The following is a 21657-nucleotide window of genomic DNA, read 5'->3' on the forward strand; positions in this document are numbered from 1 at the left end:
CTCGATTCGGCAGAGCTGATCAGTAAGGAGGAGTGACCGGTACCGGTAAGGAACGGTCGCTTCTGCTCAACGGTACCCCGGTCGGATACTGACGTCATGACGGATCTCGCCGCGCCTGCCCGCTCCACCGGTCCCTCCTCCGACGACGCCGCCGGTCACGCCGGTCCCGCCGGTCACTCCGGCCCCGCCCCCGACAGCGTCGACCCCGGCCTCGTCGACGCGAGCGTCGCGCTGGTGCGCCAGTGGCTGCGCGACGCCGCCGACGTCCCGGTCGACGCCTCCGGCGCCCAGCTCGCCGGCGTGCTGAAGGACCCGACCGGCCTCGACTTCACGGTCGGCTTCGTCGACGGCGTCGTCCGCCCCGAGGACACGAAGGTCGCCGCCGCGGCGCTGCGCTCGATCGCCGGCGGCGTCCCGCGCTTCCTCCCCGCCCCGATGCGCGGCGCGGTCGCCCTCGGCGGCGCGGTGGCCCCGCTGCTCCCCGACATCGTCGTGCCGATCGCGCGCCGGGTGCTGCGGCAGATGGTCGGCCACCTCATCATCGACGCGACCGACTCGCGCCTCGGCCCGGCGATCGCGAAGATCCGCCGCGACGGCGTCCGGCTGAACATGAACCTGCTCGGCGAGGCGGTCCTCGGCCGCAAGGAGGCGCAGCGCCGCCTCGAGGGCACCCACCGCCTGCTCGCGCGGGACGACGTCGACTACGTCTCGATCAAGGTCTCCTCCACCGTCGCCCCGCACAACCCGTGGGCGTTCGACGCCGCGGTCGACGACATCGTCGAGGAGCTCGCTCCCCTCTTCACGCGCGCGGCCGCCGCGACGCCGCAGAAGTTCGTCAACCTCGACATGGAGGAGTACAAGGACCTCGATCTCACCATCGCGGTCTTCACCCGCCTGCTCGACCGGCCCGAGTTCCTCGGCCTCGAGGCGGGCATCGTGCTGCAGGCCTACCTGCCCGATGCGCTCTCCGCGATGATCCGACTGCAGGAGTGGAGCGCCGCGCGCCGGGCCCGCGGCGGCGCCGGCATCAAGGTGCGCCTGGTCAAGGGCGCGAACCTTCCGATGGAGCAGGTCGAGGCGTCCGTGCACGGCTGGCCGCTCGCGACCTGGTCGACGAAGCAGGACTCCGACACCAACTACAAGCGCGTCATCGACTACGCGCTGCACCCGGACCGGATCCGGAACGTGCGGGTCGGCGTCGCCGGCCACAACCTCTTCGACGTCGCGTACTCCTGGCTGCTGGCCGGCGAGCGCGGCGTCCGCGAGGGGATCGAGTACGAGATGCTGCTCGGCATGGCGCAGGGCCAGGCGGAGGCGGTGCGCCGCGCGGTCGGCTCGCTGCTGCTCTACACGCCGGTCGTCTCGCCCGCCGAGTTCGACGTCGCGATCGCCTACCTGATCCGCCGGCTCGAGGAGGGCGCGTCGAGCGACAACTTCATGTCGGCCGTCTTCGAGCTCGAGGCGCAGCCCGCGCTGTTCGCCCGTGAGGAGGCCCGCTTCCGCGCCTCCGTCAGCGCGCTCGACGGAGCGGTGCCGCCCGCGCACCGGGTCGCCGACCGCTTCGCCGCGACCGGCCGCCCCGGCTTCGGCGACTTCCGCAGCACCCCGGACACCGACCCGTCCGTCGCGGCGAACCGCGCCTGGGCCGAGGAGATCCTCGCCCGCGTGCCCTCCTCCCGCGCCGGTGTCGACGCGATCGAGGCCGCGACGATCGCCACCCGCGAGGAGCTGGAGGCGGCCCTCGCCGCGACCCGCGCCGCCGGCTCCGCGTGGGGGGCCCTGCCCGCCGACGAGCGGGCGCGCATCCTGCACCGCGCCGGCGACGAGCTCGAGGCGCGCCGCGGCGAGCTGCTCGAGGTGATGGCCGCCGAGGCCGGCAAGACGATCGACCAGGGCGATCCGGAGGTGTCCGAGGCGATCGACTTCGCGCACTACTACGCCGAGCAGGCCCGTGAGCTCGACTCGGTGGACGGCGCGGTCTTCCACCCCGCGCAGCTGACGCTCGTCGCTCCGCCGTGGAACTTCCCGGTCGCGATCCCCGCGGGCGGTGCGCTCGCCGCGCTGGCCGCCGGCTCGGCCGCGGTGCTGAAGCCCGCCGGGCCGACCGCGCGCTGCGGCGCCGTGCTGGCCGAGGCGCTCTGGGCCGCCGGCGTGCCCCGCGAGGCGCTGCTGCTGCTCCGACTGCCCGAGGAGGAGCTCGGCGCCGACCTCGTCGCGCACCCCTCGGTGGACCGGGTGATCCTCACCGGGGCCTACGAGACGGCCGAGCTGTTCCGCTCGTTCCGGCACGACCTGCCGCTGCTCGCCGAGACCAGTGGCAAGAACGCGATCATCGTCACGCCCTCCGCCGACCTCGATCTCGCCGTGAAGGACGTCGTCGCGAGCGCCTTCGGCCACGCCGGCCAGAAGTGCTCGGCCGCGTCGCTCGTCGTGCTGGTCGGCTCGGTCGCGCGCTCCAAGCGCTTCCGCGCGCAGCTGCTCGACGCGGTCGACTCGCTCACCGTCGGCCTGCCGACCGATCCCGCGACCCGGATGGGGCCGGTGATCGAGCCCGCCGCGGGCAAGCTGCTGCGCGGCCTGACGACGCTCGGCGAGGGCGAGCGCTGGCTGCTGCAGCCGCGCGCGCTCGACGACACCGGGATGCTGTGGAGCCCGGGCGTCCGCGACGGCGTGCGCCGCGGCTCCGAGTACCACCGCACCGAGTACTTCGGCCCGATCCTCGGGATCATGACGGCGGCGACGCTCGAGGACGCGATCGCGCTCGTCAACGAGGTGGACTACGGCCTCACCTCGGGGCTGCACGCGCTCGACCCCGCCGAGATCGGCACCTGGCTCGGCGGGATCCAGGCCGGCAACCTCTACGTCAACCGCGGCATCACCGGCGCGATCGTCGAGCGCCAGCCGTTCGGCGGCTGGAAGAAGTCGGCGGTCGGACCGGGCACCAAGGCCGGCGGACCGGACTACCTGCTCGGGCTGGGGTCGTGGACCTCGGCACCGTCGACGGCCACCGCCGCGGTCGAGGACCCGCGCGTCGGCCGGCTCGTGGCCGCCGCCCGCGCGGAGCTGTCGCCCGCGGAGGCGGACGCCGTCGAGCGGACGGCCCGCAGCGCGGCGCAGGCTCTGGCAGCGGGTGCCGCCCGCGACGTCACCGGGCTGGCCGCCGAGCGCAACGTGTTCCGGCACCTGCCGTACGACGCCCCGGTGCTGATCCGCCTCGCGGGCGGCGAGCCGGTGGGCTCGCTCGCGCAGGTCGTCGTCGCCGCGGCGACCGCGGGGACCCGGGTGGCGGTCTCGAGCGCGACCGAGCTGCCGCCGCAGCTCGTCTCGGCCATCGCGTCGGGAGCCTCGGCGGTCGCCGTCGAGGACGAGGCCGCCTTCGCGGCGCGGGTCCGCGAGCACGGCGCCGGCCGCGTGCGCCTGCTGGGCGCCGACGCCTCCTCCGTGACCGCGGTCACGGGCGGCCGCCCCGACCTCGCGGTCTACGCGAACGAGGTCACCGAGTCCGGCCGCCTGGAGCTGCTCCCGTTCCTCCGCGAGCAGGCCGTCTCGATCACCGCCCACCGCTTCGGCACCCCGGACCACCTGACGGACGCCCTGCTCTGACCCCTTCCGCGAGATGCCACTTGTGGACGCTTTTCACGGCGTGTCGCGTGCACAAGTGGCATCTCGCGGGAGGGGAGGGGGACGTGGGTCAGAAGAGGCCGCGGGGGGACTCGATGGAGGCGAGGACGCCGGGGGCCGCGACGATCGTGAGGCGGGCGACCTCGTCCGCCGTCAGCTCGGGCAGGCGCTGCGCGAGGTCGAGGAAGCGCTCGATCTCGGGCTCCTCGAGGACGTCGGCGGCGAGGGTGCGGAACTTCGCGACGTACTGCTCGCGCGTGAACGGGTGCGCACCGAGCGGGTGCGCGTCCGCCACCGCGATCTCGTCCACGATCGTGCTGCCGTCGGTGAGCAGGATCTCGACGCGCGCGCCGAACGCCTTCTCCGCCGGGTCCGTCGAGTGGTAGCGGCTGGTCCACTCCGCGTCCTCCTCCGTCGTCGTGCGCTGCCAGAGTGCGACGGTGTCGGGGCGGGCGGCGCGCTCGGGGGCGTAGCTGCGCTCGTGGTGCCAGGCGCCGTCCTGCAGCGCGACCGCGAAGATGTACGGCACGGAGTGGTCGAGCGTCTCGCGCGAGGCGGTCGGGTCGTACTTCTGCGGGTCGTTCGCGCCCGAGCCGATCACGTAGTGGGTGTGGTGCGAGGTGTGCAGGACGATCCGCTCGACGCGCTCGGGGTCGGCGGCCTCGGGGTGCGCGTGGTGCAGGCGGCGCGCCAGGTCGATCAGCGCCTGCGCCTGGTACTCGGCCGAGTGCTCCTTCGTGTAGGTGTCGAGGATCGCGCGCTTGGTCTCGCCGGCGTCGGGCAGCGGCACGTCGTAGGAGGCGTCGGGGCCGTCGAGCAGCCAGGCGATCACGCCGTCCTCGCCCTCGTAGATCGGCGACGGGCTGGTCTCGCCGCGCATCGCCCGGTCGACGGCCTCGATGGCGGCCTTGCTGGCGAAGGCGGGGGCGTACGCCTTCCAGCTCGAGATCTCGCCCTTGCGCGACTGGCGAGTGGCAGTGGTGGTGTGCAGCGCCTGGGCGATCGCCTGCTCGATGACGGCGACGTCGAGGCCGAGCATCGTGCCGAGTCCGGCCGCGGCCGAGGGGCCGAGGTGCGCGACGTGGTCGATCTTGTGCCGGTGCAGGCTGATCGCGCGGACGAGGTCGACCTGGACCTCGTAGCCGGTGACGATGCCGCGGACCAGCCGGGCGCCGTCGATGCCCGCGTGCTGGGCGACGGCGACCAGCGGCGGGATGTTGTCGCCGGGGTGCGAGTACTCGGCCGCGAGGAAGGTGTCGTGGTAGTCGAGCTCGCGGACGGCGACGCCGTTCGCCCACGCGGCCCACTCGGGCGAGACGCGGCGGCCCGGGTCGACGCCGAACACCGTCGCGCCCTCGCCGCCGATGGAGGCGGGGTGGGCGAGCGCCTGCGAGCGCGCGGCGACGACGGGGCGGCGCACCAGCGACGCGGCGGCGACGGCGGCGTTGTCGATGACGCGGTTGACGACCATCTCGGCGACCTCGGCCTCGACCTCGACGGGATCGGCGGCGACCTCGGCCAGGGCGTGGGCGAGCTGCCCGTGGCGCGGGAGGTCCTCGTCGCTGCGGTGGACGCGGACGTGGTGTTCGTGCACGGGGGCTCCTTCGGCTCGTCCCTGCCAATCTAGCGGCGGGGCCGCCGGGCAGACTGTCGGCATGACCGCCACCCGCGTGGCCGCGTTCGACTGCGGCACCAACTCCCTCCGGCTCCTGATCGCGGACGTCGAGGACGGCCGCCTCCTCGACGTCCTCCGCCGCACCGAGCTCGTCCGGCTCGGCCACGGCGTGGACCGCACCGGCCGCTTCGACCCGGAGGCGCTCGAGCGGACCCTCGCCGTGACCCGCGAGTACGCCGAGCTGGTCCGCGAGGCCGGGGCCGAGCGCGTGCGCTTCGTCGCCACCTCCGCGACCCGCGACGCGGCGGACCGCGAGGACTTCCTCGGCGCGGTCGAGCGGATCATCGGCGTCCGCCCCGAGACGATCAGCGGCGAGGAGGAGGCGGCCCTCTCCTTCCGCGGCGCGCTCTCGGCCGTCGACGCGCCCCGGCCCGTCCTCGTCGTGGACCTCGGCGGCGGCTCGACGGAGCTGGTCGTCGGGAGCACGGTTCCGGAGCAGGCGCACTCGATGGACGTCGGCAGCGTCCGGCTCACCGAGCGCCACCGCGCCGGCGGGGGTGCGCCGACCGCGGAGCAGCGAAGCGCGATCCGCGCCGACGTCCGCCGGGCGCTGGCCGCCTCCCCCGTCGACCTCTCGGCCACGCGCAGTGTCGTCGGCGTCGCGGCGACGGTCCTGACGGTGACCGCGCACGTCCTCCGCCTCGAGGCCTACGACCGCGACGCGCTCGAGGCGACCCTGCCGATCCGCGACGTCCTGGCCGCCTGCGACGAGCTCGCCGCGCTCTCCCCTGCCGCGACCGCCGCGCTCCCCTACGTCCGCGCCGGCCGCGAGGACGTCCTCGGCGCCGGCGCCGCGATCTGGTCCGAGGTCCTCCGCGCCGTCCAGGAGGCCTCCCCCGCCGTGACGTCGGTCACGACGACGGCCCACGACATCCTCGACGGCCTGGCCCTGCACCTCTGACCCCCCTGCACCTCTGATCCCCTCCGCGAGATGCCACTTATGAGCGCGACACGCCGCAGAACGAGCACATAAGTGGCATCTCGCGGGAGGGGTCAGCGCGTGAGGGTGCTGCCGGAGTCGTGGGGGAGGCGGGCGGCGGCGATCAGGGGGACGAGGGTCAGGACGGCGAGCGTCAGGAAGGCGAAGCGGTAGGGGACGAGGCCGGGGCCGAACGCGGCACCCGCGGCCAGCGCGATGCCGCCGGCGGCGACGCCGAAGCCCGCGGCGATCTGCTGGGTCGTCGCGCTGAGGGTGTTCGCGCCCGACATCCCCTCGGGCGCCACCTCGGCGAAGGTGACCGTGTTGTAGGCGGTGAAGCCGGCCGAGCGCGCGACACCGCTGAGCACCAGCAGCGCCACGATCAGCGGGACGGGCACACCAGGATCGAGGAACGCCATCGCGACCATGCAGGCGATGCCGACGACGTTCGCCGCGACGAGCACCCCGCGGAAGCCGACCGTGTGCAGGAGCCAGGTCGTCGCCGGCTTGATCGCCAGATTGCCGACGAAGAGCGCGAGCACGATCGAGCCGGCCTGCACCGCGTTCCAGCCGAAGGCGTCCTGGAAGAGCAGCGGCAGCAGGAACGGCACCGCGTTGATCGTCGCCCGGTAGAGCGAGCCGCTCGCGTTCGCGACCCGGAACGTCGAGAAGCGGAAGGCGTCCAGCGGCACGAGCGGGTGCGGCGTGCGGCGCAGGTGCCGGACCGCGACGGCGGTGACGAGGGCGCCGGTCACGGCCAGGCCGAGCGCGACGGTGTTCGAGCCGCTGCCGGTCACGAAGCCGGTCGCGCCGACCAGCGCGCCGAGTCCGACCGCGACCAGGAGCAGGCCGACGACGTCCAGCGGAGGCGGTGAGGCCTCGACGCCGGCCGGGATGATCCGCCGCGCGATCACGAAGGCGACGACGCCCAGCGGCAGGTTGATCAGGAAGATCCAGTGCCAGGAGGCGTAGGTCGTCAGCAGCCCGCCGAGGAACGGGGCGAGGATGGGCGCGACCAGCCCCGGCCAGACCAGGATCGCGATGGCGCGGATGATCCCCTCCCGCGGCGTGACCCGCAGCACCGCGAGCCGGCCGACCGGCACCATCAGCGCGCCGCCGACGCCCTGCAGCACGCGGGCCGCCACGAGCAGCGGCAGGGTCGGGCTGAGCGCGCAGAGCAGCGACGCGAGCGTGAACACCGCGATCGCGGTCGTGAAGACCCGGCGCACGCCGAAGCGCTCGCTCAGCCAGCCGGAGGCGGGGATCAGCACCGCGACGGTGAGCAGGAACGCGGTGACGGTGATCGCGACGGCGGCGGAGTCGACGCCCAGGTCGGCGCCGATCGCGGGCGCGGCGGTGGTGACGATCGTCGCGTCCAGGTTCTCCATGAAGAAGCAGCCCGCGACGAGGAGGGCGATCGCGCGCTGACGGCGGGGATCCAGGGCGGCCTCCTGCGGGGACGGGTGCGGCGGGGCGGGCGCCGGGACGACAAGGGCGAGCGTAGCGCGCGGCCCGGCAGCGACTCCGCCTCCACCGCATCCGGGCCCGGTACCGTCGAGGGCATGAGCGACTCCGAGAACCGCACCGTCCAGCTCCGCCGCTACGAGCTCGTCGACGGGGTGATGGACGACTTCCTGGCCTGGTACCGCGCGAAGATCATCCCCGCCCGCGCCGCGCACGGCTTCACGATCGAGTTCGCCTACGCCGACCGCGAGGTGAACGAGTTCGTCTGGGCCGTCAGCACCCCGGGCGACGCGGAGGCGTTCGCCGAGATCGAGAAGGCCTACCTCGCCTCCCCCGAGCGCGAGGCCGCCTTCGCCGGCGAGCCGACGCGCGTGGCCGTCCACCACGTGCGGCTCGTCGAGCGCATCGTCTGAGCGGGGCGGGGCGGCTCCTCGTCAGAAGATCCGGATGCGGAAGCGATCCGCGACTGTCCTGAGGTCGTCATCGGTGACGAGGACGGGCTCGACGGCACGCACGAGCACACGGTGCGCGTGGGGGTGGTCGAGCCAGAGCGCTCTGCACCACGCGGCGCCGTGCTTGCTGCCGAAGTGGACGCCGAGCGGTGTCCCGCCGGTGTCGAGTGTCAGTCCATGCAGATGCTCGGCGATCCGGGTCGTGACGGCGCGATCCTCGCAGCGCAGTGTGCCGGTGGTGAGATGCGGGACCTGGAGTTCGGCGAGGAGTGTGCCGATCGCGCGCTCGATCGACGCGAGCGAGTCGGGGTGCTCGACGTCGACGAGCCATCCCGAGTCCGGGAGCGCGGCGAGGATCATCGCCCGGTCGTAGCGCCAACCCGCGGGAACCGCTCCGAGGCCCATGAAGTCTCGCTCGGACCACTCGCGCGCGATCTCCTCGACGTACTCCTCGAGCGTGACCCCGGCGTAGTCGGCGTCTCGAGCGAGTGCATCGTCGATGCCGTTGGCCCGCTTGAAACCGGAGAGCACCTCGGCGTACGCCGCCGTCCGAGTCTCGGCGAGGTAGAACGTCTGGCCGAAGACGTCGTAGCGCCCCCACTCGTGACGGGACCGTGCCGCGGCGTCACGAGGAGCCCCCGACAGCGGCGGGTGGACCCTCTTGCCGACGTGGTACCCCTGCGCTCCCGGGTCCGAGACGAGTCGGAGTCCGGTGACCGAGCAGGTACGAGCGACCGTCACGCGTCGGCGGTTCCGGCGATGAAGGACTCGACGGCCGCGGCGACATCGCTGTGGCGCCCCTCGCGGATCGCGGTGATCGGCGTGCTCTCACCGAGGTGCGGGTTCCCTCCGATGAACCACTGCCGTGCGACGTGGTCGCCGTCGGCAGCGGAGAGAAGCGTCCACTGACGATGCGCGAAGATCAGCCGGTTGGCGGCCTCCGAGCGCGGCTCCGGTCCGTCGGCCTTGGCCCAGCGGAGGGGCAGCTTGCGGTCCTTCGTTCCCGCCAGGCCTGCCACGAGCGTCGGGCCCAGGGCCGCAGTGAGCTCGCGTGCGATGTCATGGATGTCCATGCGCAGGGTGCGACCGTGCTGAGCAGCGGGGGTGAGGATCTCCATGCAGGCAAGCCTACTCATGAGGCCCCCTGAAAAGCACCGGAATACCACCGTGCGCAGTGAGCCTTCGACACGGTGAGCGCGGCTGAGCGGCTCGGAGGTCCAGCGGTGGAGCGGCACTCCGCGAAGGTCGGAGAATCACGATGCCGGCGCCTCTCGCTAGCTCCGGGCGCGGCGCGCGACGGCCAGGACGGCCCGGAGCGCCAGCGAGCCGACGGCGATCGAGGCGACGGTTCCGAGCAGCCGCGGCAGGACGTGCTTCGGCGAGTCGAGCCCCGCGCGGTCCTTCGGCGAGGCCAGCGCCGCCGGCGGCAGGGTGCGGCCGTTGGCGCCCGCCTCCGCCATGTGCGCGAGCCGGCGCAGGGTCTCGATGTTGCGCACCCAGAGGAACGAGTGCAGCAGCGGCTTCGGGATGAGCGTGCCCGGGCCCTTCACCGCCGTCTCGTGGATGCGGACCCTGCAGCCGTCGCGGTGCAGCTCCACCTCGAGGCGGACGCGCGCCTCGCCCATCGGCCAGCCGGCCGCCTGGATGATGAAGCGGCTCGACGGGTCCCACTCCAGGACCGTCGTCTCGTCGTCGATCACCAGCGGCCAGACGCCGAAGGAGTGGTGCAGCTTCGAGCCGACGTGCGGCCAGTCTCGGCCGACCCGGCGCATCCGGGACGAGCCGACGACCCAGGAGGGGAAGAGCCAGCCGGACGCGAAGACGGCGAAGACGGACTCGGGCGGGCAGTGGAAGACGCGGGTGTTGCGGGACATCGCGGGCTCCTAGTCGTGAGGGCGGGGTCGGGCGGGTCGTGCCGCCCGACCCTCAGGGTGCCAGATCGGACGAGCGGGTCCGATCGGGCGAGGGCGACAGATCGGGCGCCCGCCGGATCCCGAACTCGTGCCGGAGCGCGCTGCGGGCGGCGTGCCAGCCGGCCATCCCGTGCACGCCCGGGCCGGGCGGCGTCGAGGACGAGCAGAGGTAGAGCCCCTTCGCGGGCGTGCGCCACGGGTCGGAGGAGGGGATCGGCCGCGAGAGCAGCTGCGCGACGCTCGCCGCTCCGGCCGCGATGTCGCCGCCGATGTAGTTGGGATTCCAGGCCTGCATGTCGCGGGCCGTCATCGAGGACACGGCGAGGACGCGGTCGCGGAAGCCCGGGGCGAAGCGCTCGATCTGCGCGGTGATCGCCTCGCGCTGGTGCGCCGGCGAGTCGCGCGGCACGTGCGTGTACGCCCAGAGGACCTGCTTGCCCTCCGGCGCGCGGGTCGGGTCCAGCACCGAAGGCTGCGCCACGAGCACGTACGGGTTCTCGCTGTGCCGGCCCTGGACGACGTCGCGCTCGGCCGCGGCGATCTCGGCGCGGGTGCCGCCGACGTGCAGGGTGCCGGCCCCGGCGAGCTCCGGGTCCGTCCAGGGGACGGGTCCGTCGAGCGCGAAGTCGACCTTGGCGACGCCGTTGCCGTAGCGGAACATCGCCAGCGCCGACGCGTACGGGCCGGGCAGGCGGTCGCCGGCGAGCGCGAGGAGCGCCCTCGGCGTGAGATCGAGCAGCACGGCGCGCGCGCTCGGCAGCTGGGAGAGCGAGGTGATCTCCACTCCGGTCTCGATGGTGCCGCCGTGAGCGCGGAGGTCGTCCGCCATCGCGTCGACGATCGCCTGGCTGCCGCCGACCGGCACCGGCCAGCCGCGCGCGTGTGCGTAGGAGCCGAGCGCGAGCGCCGCGGCGGCCGTGGACAGGCTCGGCATCGGCCGGATCGCGTGCGCGGCGACCCCCGCGAACATGGCGGGCGCGACCTCGTCGCGGAACCGCGCGTTCCAGAGCGGCGAGCCCTGCTCGAGCACGCGCAGGCCGAAGCGGAGCAGCACCGAGGGGTCGGTCGGGATCTTCAGCAGGGCGTCGTTCGTGAAGCCCGCGACGCGGTCGGCGCGCTCCGCGAGCGGACCCATCAGGGAGCGCCACGCCGCACCGTCGCGCCCCAGCGCCGCGGCGGTCCGCTCGAGGTCGCGGTAGGCGATGCCCGAGCGGCCGCCGTCGAGCGGGTGCGCGTAGGAGATCTCGGGCAGCCGCAGGTCGATCCGACGGTCGAGCTGGAACCGGCGGAAGAACCCGGAGGCGAGCGCCATCGGGTGCACGGCCGAGCCGATGTCGTGGTGGAAGCCGGGCAGCGTCAGCTCGGCGGTCCGGGCGCCGCCGCCCAGGGTCTCGTTGCGCTCGTAGACCGCGACCGAGAGCCCGGCGCGGGCGAGGGTGACCGCGGCGGAGAGCCCGTTGGGGCCGGAGCCGACGACGACGGCGTCGACCACGTCACTTCCTCCGCAGGGCCGCGACCGCGCCGACCAGGCCGGCCGCGCCGAGCACGGCCGCACCGGCGTAGCTCGCGGCGCGGTGGCGGATCATCCAGATCTGCGGCGTCATCGTGTGCGCGCGGTCGCTGAAGAGGCCGCGGGCGCCGTGGTCGCCGGGGACCGGCTCGTAGACGTTGTTCGGCAGCATCGGCTCCTTCTTGTCCGGCGCCTGCTGTCCGTCGAAGGCGCTGCGGGCCAGGTACCAGTCCATGAAGGCGCCGGCGAAGCGGTCGCCGAGGATGGTGCCGGCCGTCGGCTCGCCGACCCAGGTGCGGCGGCGCGGCTTGTCGGCGACGTCGGCGATCGCGATCGCGCCGACCTCGGGCTCGTAGATCGGCGGCACCGGCTGCGGGTGGTGCGGCAGCTGCGACTTCACCCAGTTGAACTGGATGGTGTTGAGCGCGGGCATGTCGACCTCGGACAGCTTGATCCTGCTCTTGGAGTGCAGGAGCTCGGCGGTGACCGCCTCGGTGAAGCCGCGGGCGCCGAACTTCGAGGCGCAGTACGCGGCCTGGAGCGGAATGCCGCGGTGCGCGAGCGCCGAGCCGACCTGGATGACGTGGCCGCGGCCGCGCGGGGTCATCCGCGAGAGCGCCGCGCGGGTGCCGTTGACGAAGCCGAAGAAGTTCACCGCGACGGCGCGCTCGAAGTCGGCCGGGTCGGTCGAGAGGAACTCGCCGAAGACGCCGACCATCGCGTCGTTGACCCAGAGCTCGATCGGCCCGAGCTCGGCCTCGATGCGGTCGGCCGCCGACTCGACCGCCTCGCGGTCGGCGACGTCGGTCGGGATGGTCAGACCGCGGCGGCCGGCCTGCTCGATCTCGGCCAGCGTGGCCGCGAGTCCGTCCTCACCACGGGCGAGCACGGCGACGTCCCAGCCGCGCGAGGCCAGCTCGCGGACGGTGGCGCGGCCGAGACCGGCGGTGCCACCGGTGACGACGGCGACGCCGCGGCTCATGCGCGGGCTCCGGAGGCGGGGGTGCGGGGGTTCTGCGTCATGGTCGAGCTCCTTCGTGAGGGCGCCGGAGGCGGCTTGCTGCATCTCCACGGTAGGCGGCAGCGGAGGCGCGCCGCGCGGGGTTGCGCCCGGTCGGTGGGAGCATCGCAGAACGAGCGCCTGGGGAGGAGCCCCGCCCGCCTCTCGATCCGTCCAGCGATCATCCAGACCGCACCCAGACGTCGGCGCCAGACTGACCGCCGCCGCGCCCCGCGCGACCCCGCCCCTCGACGACCGGATCGACCCATGAACACACTCCTCGGGCTCAGCCTCGTCTCCGGTCCGGTGGTGATCACCGTCTACGCGGTCTCGGGTCTCGCGCTGCTCCTGCTGGTCCTCGCCTTCGCGCGCTCGGCCCGCCGCGGCCGCCGCCGCCGCCTGGCGCTCGCAGCGGCCGTCCTGCTCCTCGGCCTGCTGGTCGGCTGGGCGCTCGGCGGTCTGCTCGGCGGCACCGGCGGCCCCTTCGGCGTCGACTTCACGCCCGTCACCCGCGTCTGGATCGGGCTCGGCCTGGGCGGACTCGCCGTGGCGCTGCTCGCCCTCGGCCACGCCCTCGCGCACCGGCGCAGACGGCGGGTGCTGGCCTCGGCGCTCGTCGGGGTCCTCGTCGTGGCGACCGCGGCGATGACCGTCAACATCGACTTCGGCCAGTACCCCACCGTCCGCAGCCTCCTCGGCATCAGCGCCTACCCGACGGTGGCCGAGCCGATCGCGACACCCGCCGGCGACCACGCCTCGCTCGACACCTGGACCGCCCCGGCGGGCATGCCGACCGCGGGCAGCGTCACGAACGTGGCGATCCCCGCGACGCAGTCCGGCTTCCCCGCTCGCGACGCCGTCGTCTACCTCCCGCCGGCCGCGCTGACCGAGAACCCGCCGCTGCTGCCCGTGATGGTGATGCTCTCCGGCCAGCCGGGCTCGCCGTCCGACCCGCTCGCGGTCGAGCACCTGCAGCAGACCCTGGACACCTACGCGGCCGCGCACGCCGGGCTCGCCCCGATCGTGGTCTCGCCCGACCAGCTCGGCGATCCGACGGCGAACCCGATGTGCGTCGACTCGCCGCTCGGGAAGTCCGCGACCTACCTCACCGTCGACGTGCCGAACTGGATCCGCGCCAACCTGCCGGTCCTCGGCGACGCGCACGACTGGGCGATCGGCGGCCTCTCGCAGGGCGGCACCTGCGCGATCCAGCTCGGCGCCGGCTACCCGCAGCTCTTCGGCAACATCGTCGACGCGTCCGGCGAGCTCGCCCCGACGCTCGGCGACGACGCGACCACCATCCAGCAGGGCTTCGGCGGTGACGCGGCGGCGTACGAGGCGGCCAAGCCCGCGGCGATCCTCGCGAAGAACGCGCCCTACAAGGACTCGTTCGCGGTCTTCGGCGTCGGCGCGAACGACACCTCGTTCCTCGCCGGAGTGCAGACCCTGCACGCCGCCGCGCAGGCCGCCGGGATGGACACCACCTACCTCGAGGTGCCGGACAGCGCGCACGACGCGACGGCGTGGTCGACGACGTTCGACAAGGGCGTCGAGCTGCTGACGGCGCGCTGGAACCTGGTCCCGGCGTCCTAGGCGCTCGGGACCGCCGGCAGCACCCCCGCCGCCGTGCCCGAGACGACGAGATCCGCCCGATCGCGGGTCGCCTCGATCAGGACGGCGTTCGCGCCGTCGACGTCCGCCGCCCAGGCCGACGCCGCCTCCGGAGCGCGGCCGAAGGACACGTGCCGGTCGACCAGCCGCTCGAAGCGCTCCGACTCGGGGGTCGCGCAGAACCAGGCCTCGTCGAACTCCGCGCGCAGCAGCGCCCAGGGCCCGTCGTCCACCAGCAGGTAGTTGCCCTCGACCACCACCAGCGTCGCCTCGGGCCGGACGGCGAGCGAGCCCGCCACGCCCTCGTCGACCGTGCGCTCGAACGCCGGCGCGTAGACCACGTGGTCGGTCTCGGCGCGCAGCCGCCGCACCAGGGCGAGGAAGCCCCAGCCGTCGAAGGTGTCGACGGCACCCTTGCGCCCGTGCCGGCCCAGCTGGTCGAGCATCGCGTTCGCCAGGTGGAAGCCGTCCATCGGCACGAAGGCCGCGGTCCCCTCCCCCGCCAGCTCGTTCGCGCGGGCGACCACGGCCCGGGCGAGAGTGGTCTTGCCCGCGCCAGGGCTGCCCGCGAGGGCGAGGACCGCTCGCCGGCCGGACCTGCGGAGCGCGAGCGCCCGGCGGGCCAGCTCGTCGAGGTCAGGCGTCGCCACGGGTGCCCTCGAGCGCGTTGACGAGGAACGCGTGCGCGTGCCGGGCGAGGGCGGGGCCGTCGTTCCAGAGGTTCCGCCAGACGGCGAGGTCGTTCGAGAGCGTCGGCGAGACGACGGCCGAGGAGAAGGACTCGAAGGTGATCGGCCCGCGGTAGTCGATGGCCGCCAGGGCGTGGAAGAAGCTGGTGAAGTCGAGGTGCCCGCTGCCGAGGTAGCCGCGGTGGTTCTCGCCGATGTGCACGTAGCCGAGGCGGTCGCCGACGAGCAGCACCGGGCGGAAGAAGTCGTCCTCCTCGATGTTCATGTGGTACGTGTCGAGGTGGATCAGGACGTTGTCTGCGCCGATGTCGTCGGCGAGCCGCAGCGCCTCGGCGGCGGTGTTGATGACGTTGGTCTCGTAGCGGTTGCAGATCTCGAGACCGAGGGTCATGCCCTTGCCGGCGGCCTCCGCGGCGAGGTCCGTCAGCACCGAGACCACATTGGCGCGGCCCGCGGTCGACAGCGGCGCGCTGTACTTGCCGAGCGCACTGTAGAGCGCACCGGTGAAGTGCGTGCCCCCGAGCGCGTGGGTGGTCTCGAGAGAGTCGGCGAGCAGCTTCGCGCCGCGGGCGACCACCTCCGGGTCGTCGCTGGAGACGTCGGCCGAGAACGCGAGGCCGCGCGAGCAGACGATGCCGAGGTCGTTCGCCTCGAGGGCGGCGCGGGCGGAGGCGGTGTCGAGGTTCTCGACGTCGTGCAGCGAGAGCTCCAGCAGGTCGAATCCGGCGGCCTTCGTCTGCTCGATCGTGCTCGTCACTTCGGCGGGCGTGGTGCCGCCGGCGAAGACGAGGGCGTGCACTCCGAGGGGGTTCGTGGGCATGGTGGTACTCCTGGTTCGGTCGAAGGGTCGAGGTCGAGAGGTCGAGATCGAGAGGTCGGGATCGAGAGGTCGGGATCGAGAGGTCGGGGGGTCGGGTCGCGGCGTCAGGCCGCGGCGGACCGCGAGGTGTCGAGCAGGCCCGCGAGGAACGCGTGGCCCGAGGTCGCGAGGGCGACCGGGTCGTGCCAGAGCTCGCGCCAGAGGCCCATCGCCTCGGCGGACGCGGTCGGCTGGATCCGCGGCGAGAAGCTCTCGAGCGTGAGCGGGCCGCGGTAGCCGGAGGCGGTGAGCGCGGCGACGAGTCCGGTCCAGTCGGTGCTGCCGGTGCCCAGCTCGCCGCGGTGGTTCTCGGAGGCGTGCAGGTAGCCGAGGGCACCGCCCGCGTCCCGGACCGCGCTCGCCAGGTCGACCTCCTCGACGTGCGCGTGGAAGGTGTCGAGGTGCAGCAGCACGTTCGGAGCGCCGAGCTCGTCGAGGAAGGCGACCGTCTGCGCCGCCGTGTTCAGCAGATTGCTCTCGTAGCGGTTCACGTACTCCGCTCCGAGCGCGATGCCCGACGGCGCGGCCGCCGCGGCGACCCTCCGCAGCACCGCGAGCGAGCGCTCCCGCGCCGCGGCGTCGGCCGCGTGCTCGTACTTGCGCATGGCCGAGTACGTGACGCCGCCGACGTACCGGGCGCCGATCGCCTCCGCGAAGCGCACGGCGTCGAGGAGGCGCTCCTCGCCACGGGCCGAGACCGCCGCGTCGGCGGCGGTGATGTCGGAGTCGGCATCGAGCGCCAGCGAGACGACGGCGTCGATCCCGTGCTCGTCGAGCAGAGCCTCGGTCCACGCGGCGGCGGCGGGGTCGCCGGGCGCGGGGATCTCGATCAGGTCGAAGCCGATCGCGGCGGCCGCGGCGATCGCGCGCCGGCCCGACTCCCTGGTCCAGTCGCCGGTCAGCAGGCCGGCGTGCACGCCCAGCGGCGAGGAGCGCGCAGGGCTCCCGCGGTGCACGAGCGAGGGCCGCATCAGGCGGCCTTCGCGCCGGTGATCAGCGAGACGAGCTCGTCGCCGCTGGTCTCGGCGGTGCGGCGCCCGGCGACCGCCAGACCCGCGCGCATCACCCAGACCTGGTCGCTGAGCCGCATGACCTGGTCGAAGTTGTGGCTGATGAGCAGCACGGCGACGCCGGCGTCGCGGAGCTTGAGGATGATCTTCTCGACCCGGGCCGTCTCCTGCACGCCGAGCGCCGCGGTCGGCTCGTCCATGATCACGATCTTGCTGCCCCACCCGGCGGCGCGGGCGATGGCGACGGCCTGGCGCTGGCCGCCGGAGAGGCGGCGGACCTTGCTGGTCACCGGCGGGACGTTGACGGCCAGATCGCCGAGCAGCTCCTGCGCGGTCCGCTTCATCTGCGCCCGATCGAGGAACCGCAGGCCGGGCACGCCCTTGGTGAGCTCGCGGCCGAGGAAGAAGTTCTGCCAGACGGCCAGGTCCTCCACGAGCGCGAGGGTCTGGTGCACCGTCTCGATTCCGCCGTCGCGAGCGCCGAGCGGCGAGGTGAAGTGGACGACGTCGCCGTCGAGCACGATGGTGCCGGAGTCGGCGGGGTGCACGCCGGAGAGGCAGCGGACGAGCGTCGACTTGCCGGCGCCGTTGTCGCCGATCAGGGCGGTGATCTCGCCGCGGCGCATCGAGATCGACGCGCCCTTGAGCGCGTGGACGCCGCCGAAGGACTTCTTGATGTCGGTCGCCTCGAGCAGGAGGTCGCTGGTCATGGCGGGGCTCACTTCTTCTGGTAGCGGGTGATGAGGGCGGCGAGCACGACGACCAGGCCGACGGCGAGGGGCTGGTAGAACTGCGAGACGCCGAGCAGGGTCAGGCCGTTCGTCAGCGCGGTGAGCAGGAACGCACCGATGATCGGGCCGACGATCTTGGCCTTGCCTCCGGTGAGGCTCACGCCGCCGAGCACGACGGCCGCGATCGAGTTGAGCAGGTACTGCGTGTTGATCGCGGGCTCCGCGGCGCCGACGCGGGCGACCAGGAGCAGCGAGCCGATGCCGGCGAGGACCGCCGCGATGATGTACACCGCGATGCGCACCCGGCCGGCCTTGATGCCGTTCGCGACAGCGCTCTCCTCGTTGCCGCCGACCGCCTGCACGTGCAGGCCGAAGCGGGTGCGGAACATGACCACCCAGGCCACGACTCCGATGACCGCGGCGAGGATGATCGGGTAGCCGATGATCCCGATCGAGCCGGTGGTCAGCGTCAGCAGCTCGGGGCTGCCGACGGTGATCGGCTTGCCGTCGGAGGCGATGAGCGCGAGTCCCGTCGCCACCGACAGCGTGCCGAGGGTCGCGATGAAGTCGGTGACCTTGCCACGGGCGATGAGGAGGCCGTTGATCACGCCGATCACGCCGGCGAAGAGCAGGGCCGCCAGCGCCGAGAGCCAGAAGCCCCAGCCCCCGCTCCAGGCGAGGCCGAAGCCGACCGCGCCGACCGTCATCGTCGCCGAGATCGACAGGTCGATGCCGCCTGTCGTGATGACGAACGACTGGCCGATCGACAGGATCACCAGGATCGCCGCCGCGACGAGCATCGCCTTGATGTTGCCGAGGCTGAGGAAGGTCGGCGTCGCGATCGAGAACACGATCACCAGGGCGACGAGCCCGATGGGAGCGGCGTTCTCGGCCCAGAAGCTGAGCTGGCGGAGGTTCGCGAGCAGCGGCGCGGCGCTGATCGGGCTGGGGGAACGGGCGGGGACTGTGGTCATGGTCGCTTCCTGGGTCGCGGAGGGCGCGTCGGGCCGGGTGGCGTCGGGCTGGGTGGCGTCGGGCTGGGTGGCGTCGGGCTAGTCGCTGGGGACGAGGTCGGCCAGCGGGTTGTCGAACTCCTCGAACGGGGCGGGGAAGGCCGCGAGCGCCTGGTCGGCGGTGTCGGAGGTGACGAGCGCGGTGGGCGACTCGATCTCGGCGGGGATGCTCTCGCCGCCCTGCACCGCCTCGCACGCCTGCACGCCGAGCTGGCCGATCGCGTAGGGGTACTGCGCCACGGTCGCGGTCAGCCCGCCGTCCTTCACGGACTGCAGGGCGTCCTCGTTCCCGTCGACGCTGACGACCTTCACGGTGCCGGTGAGGCCCGCGTTCTCCACGGCCTTGACGATGCCGAGGCCCATGTCGTCGTTCGCGGCGAAGAACGCCGTGACGTCGGGGTTCGCGGCGAGGATGTCGGTCGCCTTGGTCAGCGCGATCTCGCGCTTCCAGTCGGCGGCGGCCTCCTGCACGACGGTGAGGTCCGAGCCGATGGCGGCGGTGAAGCCGTCGACGCGGGCGGCGCTGGTGACGTCGCCGGAGATGCCGCCGATGACGGCGACCTTCGAGCCGGCCGGCAGCTGGTCGACGAGGAGGTCGCCGGCCTTGCCGCCCGCGGCCTCGTTGTCGGTGCCGATGTAGGTGGTGACGTCGAGGTTCGCCGCCTTCACGGCGTCCGGGTCGAGCGGGCTGTCGATGTTGACGATCGTCTTGCCGGTCGCCGAGGCGAGGGCCTGCACGAGGTTGGTGCCGCTGATCGGGTTGACGATGATGCAGCCGAAGTCCTGGCCGGCCACCGTGGTCAGCTTGTCCGCCTGACCGGTGGTGTCGCCGATGTCGGCGGCGGCCTGGACCGAGACGTCCACGCCGTCGTCCTTCGCGGTGGCCTCGATCCCGTTCTCCATCGCCTGGAAGAAGGGGTTGTCGAGGCCCTTGATCACTGCGGCGACCTTGGCCGAGCCGCCGCCGGAGGCGGCGTCCCCGGTGCCGGAGGAGGCGCAGCCGGTGAGCAGGAGAGCGAGGGCGCCGACCGGTGCGAGGACGGGGAGGAGTCGGCGGGCGGCCGTCGAGCGGTTCATCTTTGAAGACATCGTCATCCTTGAAGATCAGGGCACCACTGCGTGCCGATGTGTGAAAACTAGCGCCCCTTTCGCTTGACCGCAACACGAAAGTCGGCCGACTTCCTGCTTTCCATCGACGGCGATGTACGCTGACCCTGACGATGGGGGCGGGATGACGGCATATCCGACCGGTGAGACGGGATCGCACGTGGCGGACGTCCTCGCCCTGTTCCGCGAGCAGGGCGAGATCTCGCGCAACGCGGTGATGGAGCAGACCGGCCTCTCTCGGTCGACCGTCAACCAGCGTCTCGCCACCCTCGTCGAGCTCGGCCTGATCGTCCCGACCTCGGGCGGGGAGTCGACGGGCGGTCGGCCCTCGAGCATGTTCGCGGTGAATCTGCGCGGCACCGTCCTCCTCACCGCCGACATCGGCGCGAGCGGCTTCGTCGTCGCCGCGTGCGACCTGCGCGGGACGCCGCTGCGGCACGAGAGCGCGGTCATCGACGTGTGGGAGGGGCCCGAGAAGGTCCTCGCGCAGGTCCTCGAGGCCTTCGAGCGCCTCCGCCTCGGCGACGCGGTCGCCGGCATCGGCATCGGGGTCCCCGGGCCGGTGGAGTTCGCCGCCGGGCGGGTGCGCAACCCGCCGATCATGACCGGCTGGGACGACTTCGACATCGCCGGCTTCTTCGCCCAGCCCTACGGCGGGGTCCAGGTCGTCATCGAGAACGACGCGAACGCGCGTGCGCTGGCCGAGTCCCGGCACCACGGCTCCGACAATCTGATCAGCCTCAAGCTCGGCACCGGCATCGGGGCGGGTCTCGTCTTCAACGGCGCGACGATCCGCGGCGCCGTCGGCGCGGCCGGGGACATCGGCCACACCCGCGCGGTCGCCGACACCGTCGACGACGACCCGCTGCCCTGCCGGTGCGGCAACTCCGGCTGCGTGGAGGCCTACGCGAGCGGCTGGGCGCTCGTGCGCGACCTCTCGGTGCACGACCCGTCGATCACCCACGTCGCCGACGTGACCGCGCGCGTCCTCCGCGGCGACATGCGGGCGACCCAGGCGGTGCACCGGGCCGGACGGGTCCTCGGCGAGGCGGTCGCCGACCTCGTCAACATCCTCAACCCGCGCACCATCGTCGTGTCCGGCCAGCTCGGCGACTGCGGCGAGGTGCTGATGTCGGGCCTGCGCGAGCGCGTCTACCTGCGCACGCACCCGCTGGCGACGCGCTCCCTCACCATCCACACCTCCGACCTCGGCGAGCTCGCCGGCGTCATCGGCCTCGCGCTCACCACCGCGGACCAGGTCTTCAGCCGGAGCCGCTTCGACCGCGAGGCGCAGGAGCCGCAGGAGGCGCAGGACTCCCCCGCGCGCTCCGCCTAGGCGCGGGTCGCCGCCGCGACCGCGGCCGCCACTCCCCCGCCCCACGGCGCGCCGTGGCCGGGCAGCACCCAGGTGGCGCCGGTGGGCAGCAGGCGCTGCAGCGAGGCGAGCGCCTGCTCCGGCTCGTCGGTGAAGGGCGCAGGAGCCGGGCCGGTCGCACCGGTCAGCACGTGGCGCGTCGTGAGGCCGTCGCCGACGAACACGGCGTCGGCGATCGGCACGTGCACCGCGATGCTGCCGGCGGAGTGGCCGGGCAGCCCGATGATCCGCGGAGCACCCGGGAGGTCGAGCGTCTCGCCGTCCCGCACCGTCACGACCTCGGTCAGCGGGGGCACGCGCGCGCCGCCCTTCCGCAGGAAGTAGCCGAGGAAGCCGACGAGAGCGCCGATCTTCATCGACTGCTTCCCGTTCGCGGGCTTCTTCCCGCCCTTCGCGCGCTCGGCGTCGGCCTCGTGCACGAAGACGGGCACGCCGTGCTCGCGCCGGAGCCGCTCGGCGAAGCCGATGTGGTCGGAGTCGCCGTGGGTGAGCACGACCCCCTTGATGTCGTCGACGGAGCGGCCGATCGCCTTCAGCTCCGCGAGCAGCTCGGGCCAGAGCCGGGGCAGGCCGGCGTCGATGAGGGTCACGCCCTCGGGCGTGTGGACGAGGTAGGCGGCGACGATGTCCGAGCCGATGCGGCGGAGGTGGGGGGCGAGTTCCATGATGGCTACGGTAGCTAGCCATCATGGCTACTGTCAATAGCTA

The 21657-nt window shown here is 73.4% G+C and carries 19 protein-coding genes; 5 read left to right on the top strand and 14 right to left on the bottom strand.

Annotated elements, in window-relative coordinates; all coding sequences use genetic code 11:
- Positions 1 to 96: 96 nt before the first annotated feature.
- On the top strand, positions 97 to 3603 hold the full coding sequence (locus EDF43_RS01515; RefSeq protein ID WP_132435019.1) for a bifunctional proline dehydrogenase/L-glutamate gamma-semialdehyde dehydrogenase: 3507 nt from the start codon (positions 97 to 99) through the stop codon (positions 3601 to 3603).
- Between the two features lie 88 nt (positions 3604 to 3691).
- Here EDF43_RS01515 and EDF43_RS01520 read toward each other — a convergent pair whose 3' ends face one another.
- Complete coding sequence (locus EDF43_RS01520) at positions 3692 to 5215, bottom strand: MmgE/PrpD family protein (RefSeq protein WP_243581083.1); 1524 nt, start codon at positions 5213 to 5215, stop codon at positions 3692 to 3694.
- 61 nt (positions 5216 to 5276) lie between these two features.
- Here EDF43_RS01520 and EDF43_RS01525 point away from each other — a divergent pair, with 61 nt between their 5' ends.
- On the top strand, positions 5277 to 6197 hold the full coding sequence (locus EDF43_RS01525; protein WP_132435021.1) for an exopolyphosphatase: 921 nt from the start codon (positions 5277 to 5279) through the stop codon (positions 6195 to 6197).
- Positions 6198 to 6289: 92 nt separating this feature from the next.
- Here EDF43_RS01525 and EDF43_RS01530 read toward each other — a convergent pair whose 3' ends face one another.
- Positions 6290 to 7657: an MFS transporter gene (locus EDF43_RS01530; protein ID WP_279388996.1), complete on the bottom strand. Its 1368-nt coding sequence runs from the start codon at positions 7655 to 7657 to the stop codon at positions 6290 to 6292.
- 120 nt (positions 7658 to 7777) lie between these two features.
- Between EDF43_RS01530 and EDF43_RS01535 the strand changes: the two genes are divergently transcribed.
- Positions 7778 to 8092 (top strand): NIPSNAP family protein, encoded by a 315-nt coding sequence (locus EDF43_RS01535; protein WP_132435022.1) that lies wholly within the window; start codon positions 7778 to 7780, stop codon positions 8090 to 8092.
- A 21-nt stretch (positions 8093 to 8113) separates the two neighbouring features.
- Here EDF43_RS01535 and EDF43_RS01540 read toward each other — a convergent pair whose 3' ends face one another.
- The 5 genes from EDF43_RS01540 to EDF43_RS01560 form a co-directional block, all read right to left on the bottom strand.
- Positions 8114 to 8872 (bottom strand): hypothetical protein, encoded by a 759-nt coding sequence (locus tag EDF43_RS01540; protein ID WP_132435023.1) that lies wholly within the window; start codon positions 8870 to 8872, stop codon positions 8114 to 8116.
- Positions 8869 to 9249 (bottom strand): hypothetical protein, encoded by a 381-nt coding sequence (locus EDF43_RS01545; RefSeq protein WP_123701458.1) that lies wholly within the window; start codon positions 9247 to 9249, stop codon positions 8869 to 8871. Before EDF43_RS01545 ends, EDF43_RS01540 begins: the two co-directional genes overlap by 4 nt.
- Positions 9250 to 9405: 156 nt before the next feature.
- Positions 9406 to 10005 (bottom strand): SRPBCC family protein, encoded by a 600-nt coding sequence (locus EDF43_RS01550; RefSeq protein WP_132435024.1) that lies wholly within the window; start codon positions 10003 to 10005, stop codon positions 9406 to 9408.
- A 52-nt stretch (positions 10006 to 10057) separates the two neighbouring features.
- Positions 10058 to 11536, bottom strand: a complete 1479-nt coding sequence (locus tag EDF43_RS01555) for an NAD(P)/FAD-dependent oxidoreductase (protein ID WP_132435025.1) — start codon at positions 11534 to 11536, stop codon at positions 10058 to 10060.
- Between the two features lies 1 nt (position 11537).
- Entirely contained in the window at positions 11538 to 12536 is a 999-nt protein-coding gene (locus EDF43_RS01560) for an SDR family oxidoreductase (protein WP_123734762.1), read from the bottom strand.
- Positions 12537 to 12821: 285 nt separating this feature from the next.
- Between EDF43_RS01560 and EDF43_RS01565 the strand changes: the two genes are divergently transcribed.
- On the top strand, positions 12822 to 14147 hold the full coding sequence (locus tag EDF43_RS01565; RefSeq protein ID WP_132435026.1) for an alpha/beta hydrolase-fold protein: 1326 nt from the start codon (positions 12822 to 12824) through the stop codon (positions 14145 to 14147).
- Here EDF43_RS01565 and EDF43_RS01570 read toward each other — a convergent pair.
- The 6 genes from EDF43_RS01570 to EDF43_RS01595 all read right to left on the bottom strand — a co-directional run bounded on the left by EDF43_RS01570 (position 14144) and on the right by EDF43_RS01595 (position 19556).
- Positions 14144 to 14815, bottom strand: a complete 672-nt coding sequence (locus EDF43_RS01570; protein WP_123734760.1) for a nucleoside/nucleotide kinase family protein — start codon at positions 14813 to 14815, stop codon at positions 14144 to 14146. The two genes, EDF43_RS01565 and EDF43_RS01570, sit on opposite strands and share 4 nt — an antisense overlap.
- Complete coding sequence (locus EDF43_RS01575) at positions 14802 to 15674, bottom strand: sugar phosphate isomerase/epimerase family protein (protein ID WP_123701449.1); 873 nt, start codon at positions 15672 to 15674, stop codon at positions 14802 to 14804. Before EDF43_RS01575 ends, EDF43_RS01570 begins: the two co-directional genes overlap by 14 nt.
- A gap of 104 nt (positions 15675 to 15778) precedes the next feature.
- Complete coding sequence (locus EDF43_RS01580; protein WP_132435028.1) at positions 15779 to 16684, bottom strand: sugar phosphate isomerase/epimerase; 906 nt, start codon at positions 16682 to 16684, stop codon at positions 15779 to 15781.
- Complete coding sequence (locus EDF43_RS01585; protein WP_123701445.1) at positions 16684 to 17433, bottom strand: ATP-binding cassette domain-containing protein; 750 nt, start codon at positions 17431 to 17433, stop codon at positions 16684 to 16686. The genes EDF43_RS01580 and EDF43_RS01585 overlap by 1 nt, the downstream gene beginning before the upstream one ends.
- 8 nt (positions 17434 to 17441) lie before the next feature.
- Entirely contained in the window at positions 17442 to 18428 is a 987-nt protein-coding gene (locus EDF43_RS01590) for an ABC transporter permease (RefSeq protein WP_123701444.1), read from the bottom strand.
- Between the two features lie 78 nt (positions 18429 to 18506).
- The gene (locus tag EDF43_RS01595; protein WP_207901599.1) at positions 18507 to 19556 is read right to left on the bottom strand and encodes a substrate-binding domain-containing protein; all 1050 of its coding nucleotides are present in this window, start codon (positions 19554 to 19556) and stop codon (positions 18507 to 18509) included.
- A 142-nt stretch (positions 19557 to 19698) separates the two neighbouring features.
- On the opposite strand from EDF43_RS01595, the gene EDF43_RS01600 reads away from it, so the two are divergent.
- Entirely contained in the window at positions 19699 to 20910 is a 1212-nt protein-coding gene (locus EDF43_RS01600; protein ID WP_165908974.1) for an ROK family transcriptional regulator, read from the top strand.
- On the opposite strand, the gene EDF43_RS01605 is transcribed toward EDF43_RS01600, so the two are convergent.
- Positions 20907 to 21614: an MBL fold metallo-hydrolase gene (locus EDF43_RS01605; protein ID WP_132435030.1), complete on the bottom strand. Its 708-nt coding sequence runs from the start codon at positions 21612 to 21614 to the stop codon at positions 20907 to 20909. The genes EDF43_RS01600 and EDF43_RS01605 overlap by 4 nt on opposite strands.
- Between the last annotated feature and the right edge of the window lie 43 nt (positions 21615 to 21657).

The organism is Rathayibacter sp. PhB179 (assembly GCF_004345345.1).
Classification (GTDB): Bacteria; Actinomycetota; Actinomycetes; order Actinomycetales; family Microbacteriaceae; genus Rathayibacter; species Rathayibacter festucae.